Source organism: Bradyrhizobium sp. AC87j1 (assembly GCF_002936975.1).
Lineage (GTDB): Bacteria > Pseudomonadota > Alphaproteobacteria > Rhizobiales > Xanthobacteraceae > Bradyrhizobium > Bradyrhizobium shewense.
Genome location: NZ_PTFE01000050.1, coordinates 48049 through 59069 on the forward strand (window position 1 = coordinate 48049; position 11021 = coordinate 59069).

The window sequence follows — 11021 nt, forward strand, 5'->3', positions numbered from 1 at the left end:
TCAATCGACATCGCTACACGTCGAGCACGGCAGAGGTCATGTCAAGAAAAACAGCATACGTGTCGCGGCCGATGCCGCGACGCGGAAAAAGAAAGTCGTCTCGAAGCGCTTTTCGTTACGCCGCGCGCACGCCCGCGACGAAGGTGCTGACCTCGTTCTCGAGCGATTGCAGCTTCTGCGTCAGCCGGCCGCTCGATTGCAGCACGAGGCCTGCGGCCTGGCCGGTTTCCGCGGTCGCGTCGGTGACGCCGGAGATGTTCTGCGAGACCTGGTCGGTGCCGGAGGCTGCCTCCTGCACGCTGTGTGCGATGGCCTGCGTCGCGGCGCCCTGCTCCTCGACCGCGGCGGCGATCGATGAGGAGATCTCGTTGACCTCCATGATGGTGGCACGGATGCTCTCGATGTTGCCGACGACCTGATTGGTCTCGGCCTGGATCGCGGTGATCTGCGCGCCGATCTCGTCGGTCGCCTTCGCGGTCTGGCTCGCCAGTGACTTCACTTCGCTCGCGACCACCGCAAAGCCCTTGCCGGCTTCGCCCGCCCGCGCCGCCTCGATCGTGGCGTTGAGCGCGAGCAGATTGGTCTGCGAGGCGATCTGGTTGATGAGGTCGATGACCTCGCCGATCTTGTGCGCGGCCGCTGCCAATCCCTGCACGGTGTCGTTGGTGCGCTGGCCGTCGGCGGCGGCCTTGTCGGCCACCGTCGCGGCCTGTGCGACGCGCTGGCTGATCTCCGAGATCGAGGACGACAGCTGGCCGGCGGCGGAGGCCACCGTCTGCACGTTGCTCGAGGCCTGCTGGCAGGCGGAAGCGACGAAGCTTGCGCGGTCGGTCGCCTTGTCCGCGGTTTCCGACATGCCCTGCGCGGCCTGCTGCATCGCGCGCGCCTCGTTGAAGACGTCGCGGACGACGGCCTGAACGCTCGCCTCGAACTTGCCGGCGAGGTCAGTCATGGCCTTGCGCTTCTCGCCGTCGGCCCGCTGCTTCAGCTCCTGCTGCTCGGCATGCATCCGCCCGACGGCCGACGCATTGTCCTTGAACACGGCCAGCGCCTTGGCGAGCCCGCCGACCTCGTTGTTGCGGTCGGTATAGGGCACCTCGAACGCGCTGTCGCCGGCGGCGAGCCGCTCGGTCAGCGCGGTGATTTTTGCCAGTGGCCGGGTCACGCTGCGGCCGATCAGGAAGGAGGCGCCGAGGACCACGACCAGCACGGCGAGGCAGACATAGCCGAACGTCGTCGCGGCCTGGCGGAAGACGGCGTCGACATCGTCGAGATAGATGCCGGTACCGATGATCCAGCCCCAGGGCGCAAAGCCCTTCACATAGGAGATTTTCCCGACCGGCTGGTCGAAGCCGGGCTTCGGCCAGAGGTAGCCGTAGAAGCCCGCGCCCTGCTTCTTGACGACGTCGACGAAGCCCATGAACAGCGCGTTGCCGGCGGGATCCTTCATCCCGGAGAGATCCTTGCCGTCGAGCTCCGGCTTGATCGGATGCATGACCATCTTGGGGGCCATGTCGTTGATCCAGAAATACTCGACCTTGTCGTAGCGCAGGCTCTTGATCTCGGCGATCGCGGCGGCCTGGGCCTGCTCGCGCGGGAGTTTTCCGTCGCTCTCGAGCTTCTGATAATGGGCGAGGATGCCGTAGCCGACATCGACCATCTGCTGCGTCTTGGCCTGGCGATCGGCGACCATCTGCGTGCGCAGGGTCGACAGCGCAATCGGCGCCAGGGCGATCATGCCGAGGAGGCTGATGCCGACAATCAGGACCAGCTTGAAACTGATGCGGGAGAAAATCATCGGAGCTCACGAAATTTGGCGGGACAGACATGCCAGTTTATCCCGATCTTCTTAGCAAAGCTTTAAGCATTCGGGTTCCCCAACGGCGCCGCCGAGGCCCAGCGGCCGCGCACGGCTTTCGCACCCTCGCGGCGCCGCGCCCGTCTTCGAATATATACCTCTTCAAAACTAGAAGACCTCGATATCGCCCCTGCGAGCGTTGACTTGGAGAGGGCTCCGGCAGAACGATCGGTGCAGACGATCAGCGCCAGCTGTGGCGTGAGCGCAGCCAAGGGCCAGAGGTATCATGCATCAATCGACATCATCAGGGTCTGTCGACCTTCCCGCGCTCAGTGCGGCGGAACGGCTCTTCATCTGGGGATTCCGGGCCAAGGCACGCAGCGGAGGCGCCGTTCCGACCGCAGCCGATATTCAGGAGGTGTACGACCATTTCCGCGTGGGCGATGCCGTGCTCTCGCTGGAATCCATCATCGAGGTCTTCGCCTGCACGGCCCATACCGCGATCGAAGTGCACTGCCCGACCTGTCCGCGCATGTCGGACAGCGAGCAAGGGATTCTGCAGGCCATCGCCGCGGCACAACAGGATCGCATCGACATCGTGCGCGAACGGTTCGAGACCTGGCTGCCGCCGGTCGGCGCCGATTGGGCGCTGGCGCCCGTGCGGGGCCTCGCCACGATCTTCCGCATGGCAGGGCTCATCCTGCCCGATCGACAGGTGCGGTCGTTCGACCATGACCGGACCATGGCGATGAAGAGCTGGCTGGTCGGAAGCCCGACATTGCACTGACGAGATCAGTCATGACCCCAGCTATTTGCGGTTCTATACCGGATGCCGGCCAATCGCGGCTCTGTCCGCTCCAGGCCGCGCTTGCGGCGCGCCCCTGCGCTACGACGATTTCTGCCGCGTCGCGCTGTCGCTGTTCCGCTTCATCGGAGCGGCCTACACCACCGGCGCCTCTGATTGCTGGGAAGCCGCCTATCGCTTTGCCGACGAGGCGCCTGGCATTGCCGACAGTCCGCTGCTGGTCGCGCGCGTGGCTGCGCTGGTCAGGATCCTGCGCAGCGGCCGGCCATGCGAGCTGTGCTTCATGCCGCCGTCCTGTCGTCGCCTGTCGAAGGACGAGACGGAATTGATGCGGCTGCTGGCGGTCGCGCGGCGTAAGCAGCCGGGCGAGCTCGAATCCATCGTCTGCGAGTTCGTCGACTCGGGCAAGGAAGCTGCGGCAACGCGGGCGGTCAACGCGCTTGCCTTGTGGTGAGGGTTGTTGTTTGCGCATGATCTTTCCGGAAAACCGCTTCACACTTTTCCGGATCATGCGCTAGCCGCCCTTCCTGCCGAGCAGGAGATCGATGGTGTGCGCGGCGATCTTGCGCAATTGCGGCTCGTCGCCGAAGGCACGTTCGAGCACGGCGAGGCCGCGCGTCACGGTGACGATGTGCAGCGCCGCGGCCGCGGCATTGCCGTTGAACTCGCCGCGCTCGGCACCTGCCGACAACGTGTCCTGAACCAGTGCAGTGATGCGCGAGATAAGGCCCGCAAGAGCCTGGCGCGCTTCTTCGTCCAATCCCTCGCCTTCCGCGGCGCCGAGCTCCATCAGGCCGCGCGTGGTCGGACATCCGCGCGGCGGCGTGCCCGAGCGGAAATTGGTGATGGTCAGATCGAAGAACGCGGTGAGGCGCTTGCGCAGGTTGCCCGTCCCGAGCGCCTTCTGCAGCGCGAGGAGATAATCCCCGGCATAGCGTTCATAGGCCTGCAGGAACAGCGCTTCCTTGCTGCCGAAGGCGTTGTAGAGGCTGCCGCGCTGAACGCCGGCATCGCGCGCGATGTCCGACAGCGAGGTGCCGCGCACGCCCTTGCGCCAGAACTGGTCGAACGCAATGCGCAGGACATCGTCATGGTCGAATTCGCGCGGCCGCAAGCTCGGCTCCTTTTAGAAATATTTGACACGACGTCAAGAACATGCTTTCTCGACATCGTGTCAAAAACCAACTGGAATTGATAGCCCGTTTCAACACTGGGCCGAACAGCGGCGTACGCATTCGCCCTGCTGGCCGGGCCCGCATGCAAAGGGACGCGCGATGCCTCTGCTCCACATCTCGATGCGCGCCGGCAAGCCGCAAGCCTACCGGCAGGCGATTCTCGACGGCCTCTACCGCGCCCTGCGCGAGGCGCTGAACGTGCCCGTGGACGACGCGTTCATGGCCATCACGGAGCATGAGCCGGCGAATTTCCGCTGCGGCAATGCCTACGGCGTCGAGCGCAGCGACGATGCGGTGCTGATCCAGATCACGGTGTTCGCCTCGCGCACTCCCGAGCAGAAGAAGGCATTGTATCGCCGGATCGCGGATCTTCTCGGCGAAAGCCCGGGTATCCGGCCCGAGGACGTGTTCGTGAACGTGCTCGATGCCCCCAAGGAGAACTGGTCCGTCGGAAACGGGCTGGCGCAATTCGCGTGAGCTGGGCGGATTTGCCGGTGCCCTGCCGATCGAGAATTGAGGCGCCTGATACGCCCTGCGATCAGCGCGGATCGCGCTAGCCACCTGCAACGCACGCATCCATGATGCCGTCGAGCTCGGCTTTCGACAGCACCCCGAGCTCGGCGATGAACACGATCCGCGTCCGCGGCACGCCCGCCGCCGGCGCATCGCCCGGGGCGAGCGTGGCGCGGCCGGCGGCAAATTGAAACACCATCTGGCGGCCGGGCTGCTCGACGGTCTCGAACAGGCCTTTTGCGCGGGCGAGTTTTGGCGCGAGACGGCCGATGGCCTGCTGCAGGCGGGGCAGCGAGATCGGCCGGTCCGAGGTCCAGCTCAGCGTCTCGAAGCGCTCCTCTGCCGGTCGTTTCGGGCCCGGATCGCGCGGCGCGGGCGCACGCTCGACGTTCGCGGGGAACAGGAGCGCGGACGGAATCTCGCCATGCCGCGCATCGACCACCACGGCGGGAAGGCGCAAGGCGCGGATGGCCTGACGCATCCGCGCACCCGCGCCCTCGTCCGCCAGATCCAGCTTGGTCAAAGCCACGATATCGGCGACGCGCAATTGCGATCGCTGGAGCGAGTCCTCCAGCGCGGTCGGCGGCGTCGCGGCGTCGATGACGCACAGCACCGTCTCCAGCGGCGCCTCGCGCAGGATCACGGGGTCCATCAGATTACGCACGATGTCGGCGGGATCGGCAACGCCGCTTGTCTCGATGACGATATGTTCGGGCTTCGGATCTCGCCGCAGCAGCGTCGAGAGCGTGCGCAGCAGATCGCCTTCGAGCGAGCAGCAGATGCAGCCATTGGCGAGACTGACCACACCGTCGCTGGCGCCCGCGATCAACTCCGCATCGATGTTGATGGCGCCGAAATCGTTGACGATCGCGGCGATCCGCCGTCCCTCCGCATGCGCGAGGAGATGGTTCACGACCGTGGTCTTGCCCGCCCCCAGAAAGCCCGTCACCAGGAGAATGGGGACCGGCATGGGTCAGCCCCCGACGACGGGGCGGCGCACCGGCTTACCCGGCCGCGCCGCGAGGTCCAGCACGCCGTCGCTGATCAGCACCTGGCCGCTGACCACGAGATGGCGGACGCCTTCGGAGGGACGGTTCATCGCCGTGAAGGTCGCGCGGTCCGAGAGTTTTTCATAGTCGAACACGACGATGTCGGCGTCGGCATCCTTTGTCAGCCGGCCCTTGGCGCGCATCGCCGGCGTGCTCTGCGACAGGATTTCCGCCGGGATCAGCGCGCATTTGCGCACACCTTCCAGCAGCGACACGGTCTTGCGCTCTCGCACCCATTCGCGGATGAAGCGGGTGAAGCAGCCGGCCGAGCGCGGATGCGAGGTAGCATCGTCAGGCAACGGCCAGGCATCGCCGGTGTAGGTCTTGCCGTCCGACGTCGTCCACGGCATCGCATCGGACGCAATCGCACCGCCGGGATACAGCACCGACATGTCGAGCAGGTCGCGGTGATGCGAATTGTTCTCGATGTCGAGGATGTGCCAGAGCACCAGCGAGGACGGCTCTTCGGCCTGCGCCTTCAGGAGCTCCTCGCGGTCGTGGAAGCGATAGCCGTCGGTCACGCGCTGCACGGAATCGTAGCCGGTGCCGTTGCGTTCGACGAATTCGGGGTCGCTGAAGAAGGCGGCGGCCAGCACGGTCGAGCCGGTGCCGTAAGGGTAGGCCTCGACCGTGATCGGCAGGCCCTGCGCCTGCGCCTTCGCGATCAGCACGCGGCAACGCTCGACGTCGGTCTTGCTCGACGAGTTGAAATGGCAGATGTGCATATGCGCGCCGGTCGCGCCGGCGTAACCGATCAGGCGGATATAGGCTTCCACCGCGCTCTCGGGGTCGATGCGCGACATGAAGGCGACATGGGTGAAGGTCGGCACGTCCTTGGCGGCGGCGAGCTGGCAGACCGCGGTCAGCTCCTGCACGCCGGCGCCCGGCGCATAGGCATTGAGGATGCCGATGCCGATGCCGCCTTCATCGAGGCCGCGCCCGAGACGCTCGAGAACGCCGGCGACCTCCGCATCACTCGCCACGTTGTCCATCCAGCGGCGGTCGCGCATGGCGTTGCCGAACGCCTCCAGCGAGCTCTCCGCATTGGAGCCGGTCATCGCGCCGATGCGCGCAAACGCCCAGTTGGTGGCGGCGCCGTAGTTCAGCACGCGGCCCTTTCTCGCCTGGCGCTCATACCAGGACCCGACCGGCAGCACGCCGGCCTCGAGATCGAGCGTGGTCGTCACCCCATCGAACGCCTGCATGCGGTCCGCCGGGATCGATTGGCCATGGGCGTGCAGGTCGATGAAGCCGGGGGCGACCACGAGCCCGGTCGCGTCGATCACCCGCTCGGCGCCGCCGAGGCCCGTGCCGACCGCGGCGACCTTGCCGTCCACCACCGCCACGTCGCCGACAGCGTCCATCCCACTCGCGGGATCTACCACCCGGCCGCCAGAGATCACCAAGCCGTTCATTTCGTCACTCCCTCCACGTCGAAATCGCATCAAGGCAGATTCCGGCAGCGACGACCACCTCCACTGAAGCCGACGCAGCATGCTCGCACGGAAGGTCATTTGGCAGGCAACCCGCGGACGCGCGCTCGCGTCCTCGCGGCATGTTTTGCCCGAGTGATGCTGCTCTCCTCACCCTCTCGAAAGAAAGGGCGCAGGGAAGGCCGGGCGTCGGCTGGCACCCGTAAAGACCCCCGTGCTGAACAGATTGCACACGCAATGCACAGGGGAGACACAGGGCAGCCGAAACCAGGCCTTCCCTGCGCGATGGTCTGACGGCCAATATGCCGCGCTCTCCCCGGAGACGAGTTCCTTCTTGCCTCCGTCACCTCCGCGAAATTCAGGCCATCACGCCGGTTGACGCGATGATGCCTTCGCGAAAGGCTTGACCGTAGCAACGACGGCCAGGACCACACGGTTTTGCCGTACGCAGGCTTTCCTGCGTCGCCCCGGGCTTCTTGGCCCAAAGGGGTTCGCAAGACATTGAGCGTCGTCCGTCTTCGCGGTCCGTAGCGCGCTCACGAGGTTCTCTCGCCCTGCACGCAACGAGCCCGCCTTTAACGCCGCCCGCGTCCACCGCAACTCCCAGCCCGCGCTCGAAACGACGTACGACCGCCCCTTTGGTGGGCTGGGATGGCCGACACATACGACAAATCCGAATTTCGGTAAAGTGGAATATTTTTGGCGGGAGGGGTTGACAGCACGTTGGCCTGTTTCGCTTGGGCACTGATCGACCTGTGGCGCGCCTCGAATGCATGGTCCCGTCTTGAGAAGCAAGCGGCCGCCGAGTAACCTCCGTGGTCTCCGGTCGGCCGCCTGTGGCCGACGAAAAGGAGTTCGCAGATGGCAGGGGAAACTTCCGCCGATTCATCCCGGCGAAATCCTGCGCGAAGAATTTCTCGTTCCGCTCAAGCTGACGCCCCATGCGGTCGCGGCGGCTCTGAACGTGCCGCGCACTCGGATCGCGCGCATTGCGCCCGAAGAAAAGCCCGTCACGGCCGACGCCGCGCTGCGGCTCGGAAAATTCTTCAAGACAGGCGCCGCGTTCTGGATAAACATTCAGACCGCTTCGACATCGAAACGGCGGAAGACGTGCTCGCACCTCAGATCGAGAAGATCGCGCCTTACGAGACGGTTTGAGTGTGCTGCAGTTACGATGAGATCCAGCAAAACCCAATGCCCGTGAAGTTCGGAGACATCATCCAAGCCTTCGAGTTCGCCAACACCAACGGCGACATGGGGGAATTCCGCACCTTCGTCTGCAGGCAAACCGGGAAGATCTACTATCAAACGGATTTTCTTGACGCAGCGGAGTTCAACGACGAACTGCCTGATGACATCGACGACGAGGAGAAATATCTCGCGGTTCCCGACAAGCGCGAGCTCGGCCTGGGCAAGCCGCTGGTGCTCGATTTTGCCCGCGAGTTCCTGCGAGACGATTTCAACGACATCCGCTATTTCTTCAGCAAACGGGGCGCCTATCCGAAGTTCAAGTCCCTGCTCGCCAGGCGAGGCGCCATTGAGCGCTGGCATGCCTTCGAGAATGAGGCCACTAAGCGAGCGCTCCGCGAGTGGTGCACGCTTCATGCGATCGAAATCATCGGCTGATCTGCCGCTCGTTTCGGACGCCATGACGTGACCGCGAACCGGCTCCGCCGTCTTCTCGCCTGCATTGTCATTCAGTGAGCTAGGCGGGGCGGCGTGAGGTGGGCAAAGTTCCCAAAGGTTCCCAGTGATCGTCCGACGTCCTCAGCACCGCGACTCCCGTCATTCCGTTTCGCGCCGCGCTTTCCTCGGCGGACTTATGTCGGCAGGAAGTGCCCTCACACTCGGCGGATGCGCCGGCCTGGGTGCGACCGGCGCGCGCTTCGATGCGTCGTCCCTCTCCGTTGACCCGACAGTGCTTGTCACCACCACGCGCAAGCCCGTCAACGGCGCTCGTGCCAAACCCTGGTTTGGGCCGGAGCGCGCGACAACCATGACGGTCGCGCGGGCCAAGCTGGCGGCGCCGGACGAGAGCCGTCTTTCCCTCGCCTCCGTTGGACTTGGCGATTGGCGCCTTGATCGGGTGGAACCGGTGCCGGCCGACGCCGGCGATCTCGCTGCGCAGGCCGGGACAGGAGACGTGCTGATCTATGTGCACGGCTTCAAGCAGACATTCGAGACGGCCGTGCTCGATGCCGCCCACCTGTCCGATGGGATCAGGTTCCGCGGCCGGACGATGGCGTTCTCCTGGCCTTCCAAGGCCGGACTGTTCGACTATGCCTATGACCGCGACAGCGCGATGTGGTCTCGCGACGATTTCGAACGCGTGCTCTCCGCGCTGGTGTCGGCGCCAAGCGCCGGCCGCGTGCACATCGTTGCCCACAGCATGGGAACCATGCTGACGCTCGAAAGCCTGCGTCAGCTCCATGCGCGATATGGCGACACCGTGACGAGCAAGATCGGCGCGGTCGTGTTTGCCGCGCCTGATATCGACATGGACGTGTTCTCGTCGGCGATTCAGCGCATCGGTCCGCTGGCCGGCAAGATCACCGTGATCGCCGCGACGAACGACCGCGCACTCGCGCTGTCCGGACAAATCGCAGGTGGAATGACCAGGGTCGGCGCCGCCGAAAAGGCCGTCATCGCGCGGCTCGGCGTGCGCGTGGTCGATGCCTCCCAGGAAGGCTGGGGCATCATCAACCACGACCTTTTCCTGTCGAATTCGGAGGTGCAGAAGGTGATCCGGCGGTCCATCGACGGCACGACGGCGTGAGGGAGAGGCTGTGCCGAGCCATGCGCAAAGCTTGCCCCTGCGCACGCTCGCTGCGGCCCGAGGGACGGCCGGCTTTGAGTGCCAGTCTCGACCGATGGCGCTCCGCGCAGAATAAAACCGCGAACGCTGAATTGCGGCTTGCGGATGGAAGATCTATGTTGGGTCTCTAGTCAGGCAGCCGCCCATCGTATGGCGAGAGTCTGCAGGGTCGCCCTCACGGTGGATGGCTTGCATTCCGCATCGGAGGTGATGCCATGGCCATTGCTCCCACGCTCCAGAAATACCTCGCCGCTGAGAACATCCAGTACGAGGTGGTCCCGCACGAACTCAGCATGACGTCCGCTCGAACGGCTGAGGCATGCCATATCTCGGGCGACCGCCTCGCCAAGGGCATCGTGTTGCGGCGCGACGGCGGATACATGCTGGCCATCTTGCCCGCATCGCATCACCTCCGCCTGTCGGACCTGAGGACAAGCCTCGGCGACAATGTCCACATGGCGAATGAAACCGAGGTCAATCGGCTGTTCAGCGACTGTGCACACGGTGCGGTTCCCGCCGTCGGCAAATGCTACGGATTGGAAATGATCGTCGAGGACAGCATCGAGGCACAGCCAGACATCTATATGGAAGCCGGCGATCATGAGACGCTGCTCCATATGGGTCACGCGCAGTTTGCGCGCCTGACGGCCAACGCACCGCACGGGCGCTTCAGCGCGCATGACTGAGGATTTTGTACACCGCCCATTGCCGTTGCGATCTTGGGCGGGAACTCTGGCCGCGAGGTCGCCGTCATACCGTTCCGCAGGGTGGCGGCGAGAGTGTATGCGCTTGTCTGGTCGGAGTTCGGGAGATTGGGGTGCCGTTGCATTGCATCAACACACTTGAAACCCACGAACGGAGGCTCGCCATGAAAGTCAAAGACGTGATGCACAAGGGTGTCGACTGGGTCAGCCCCAACACCCCAATCACGGAGCTTGCCAAACTGATGAGGGCGCATGACATCGGCTGCATTCCGATTGGCGAGGATGACAAGCTGGTCGGAATGGTGACCGACCGCGATATCGTCTGCAAAGGGCTCGCGAGCCACAGCTTCGATGCCGGCCGCGCGACGGCGCGCGACGTGATGACCGAGGGCATCCATTGCTGCCGCGAGGACGATGACCTCGCCAAGGCGATGCATCACATGGAGAAGCTGCAGGTCCGCAGGCTGCCGGTGATCAACAAGAGCAAGCGGATGGTCGGCATCATCAGCCTGGGCGACGTCGGCCATTCCACGTCCGGCGATATGCTCACCGAGACCGTCAGGAGCATTTCGGCGCATCACTGAACTTGCGGCCAGGACTTACGGCCAGGACTTGCGGCCAGGACTTGCGGCCAGGACTTGCGGCCAGGACTTGCGGCCAGGACTTGCGGCCAGGACTTGCGGCCAGGACTTGCGGCCAGGACTTGCGGCCAGGACTTGCGGCCAGGAC

General features: G+C 64.8%; 11 protein-coding genes and 1 pseudogene. 8 read left to right on the forward strand and 4 right to left on the reverse strand.

Translation table 11 applies throughout. From position 1 onward, the window contains the following. Positions 1–115 precede the first annotated feature (115 nt). Positions 116–1798, reverse strand: a complete 1683-nt coding sequence (locus CV770_RS23980) for a methyl-accepting chemotaxis protein (protein ID WP_104464097.1) — start codon at positions 1796–1798, stop codon at positions 116–118. A gap of 286 nt (positions 1799–2084) precedes the next feature. Here CV770_RS23980 and CV770_RS23985 point away from each other — a divergent pair, with 286 nt between their 5' ends. After that, positions 2085–2585, forward strand: a complete 501-nt coding sequence (locus CV770_RS23985) for a hypothetical protein (RefSeq protein WP_104464098.1) — start codon at positions 2085–2087, stop codon at positions 2583–2585. An 11-nt stretch (positions 2586–2596) separates the two neighbouring features. Next, positions 2597–3057, forward strand: a pseudogene (locus CV770_RS23990) (hypothetical protein). 60 nt (positions 3058–3117) lie between these two features. On the opposite strand, the gene CV770_RS23995 reads toward CV770_RS23990, so the two are convergent. Then, the gene (locus CV770_RS23995; RefSeq protein WP_104464099.1) at positions 3118–3717 is read right to left on the reverse strand and encodes a TetR/AcrR family transcriptional regulator; all 600 of its coding nucleotides are present in this window, start codon (positions 3715–3717) and stop codon (positions 3118–3120) included. 160 nt (positions 3718–3877) lie between these two features. Here CV770_RS23995 and CV770_RS24000 point away from each other — a divergent pair, with 160 nt between their 5' ends. After that, the gene (locus tag CV770_RS24000) at positions 3878–4255 is read left to right on the forward strand and encodes a tautomerase family protein (protein ID WP_104464100.1); all 378 of its coding nucleotides are present in this window, start codon (positions 3878–3880) and stop codon (positions 4253–4255) included. Between the two features lie 76 nt (positions 4256–4331). Here the strand turns inward: CV770_RS24000 and CV770_RS24005 are convergent, their stop codons facing one another. Both CV770_RS24005 and CV770_RS24010 read right to left on the reverse strand, forming a co-directional pair. Beyond that, the gene (locus CV770_RS24005) at positions 4332–5261 is read right to left on the reverse strand and encodes a CobW family GTP-binding protein (protein WP_104464101.1); all 930 of its coding nucleotides are present in this window, start codon (positions 5259–5261) and stop codon (positions 4332–4334) included. Between the two features lie 3 nt (positions 5262–5264). Continuing rightward, a complete protein-coding gene (locus CV770_RS24010; RefSeq protein ID WP_104464102.1) occupies positions 5265–6755 on the reverse strand; it encodes an amidohydrolase family protein in 1491 nt (496 codons plus the stop codon). A 787-nt stretch (positions 6756–7542) separates the two neighbouring features. Here CV770_RS24010 and CV770_RS24015 point away from each other — a divergent pair. The 5 genes from CV770_RS24015 to CV770_RS24035 all read left to right on the forward strand — a co-directional run bounded on the left by CV770_RS24015 (position 7543) and on the right by CV770_RS24035 (position 10876). Then, positions 7543–7977, forward strand: a complete 435-nt coding sequence (locus tag CV770_RS24015; protein WP_104464103.1) for a HigA family addiction module antitoxin — start codon at positions 7543–7545, stop codon at positions 7975–7977. Next, positions 7968–8399, forward strand: coding sequence for a hypothetical protein (locus CV770_RS24020; RefSeq protein WP_104464104.1), 432 nt, complete (start codon positions 7968–7970; stop codon positions 8397–8399). Before CV770_RS24015 ends, CV770_RS24020 begins: the two co-directional genes overlap by 10 nt. Before the next feature lie 196 nt (positions 8400–8595). Further along, positions 8596–9549, forward strand: coding sequence for an alpha/beta hydrolase (locus tag CV770_RS24025; protein ID WP_165637424.1), 954 nt, complete (start codon positions 8596–8598; stop codon positions 9547–9549). Between the two features lie 254 nt (positions 9550–9803). Further along, positions 9804–10274, forward strand: coding sequence for an aminoacyl-tRNA deacylase (locus CV770_RS24030; protein ID WP_091958158.1), 471 nt, complete (start codon positions 9804–9806; stop codon positions 10272–10274). 182 nt (positions 10275–10456) lie between these two features. Further along, entirely contained in the window at positions 10457–10876 is a 420-nt protein-coding gene (locus CV770_RS24035) for a CBS domain-containing protein (protein WP_038948176.1), read from the forward strand. Positions 10877–11021: the final 145 nt, after the last annotated feature.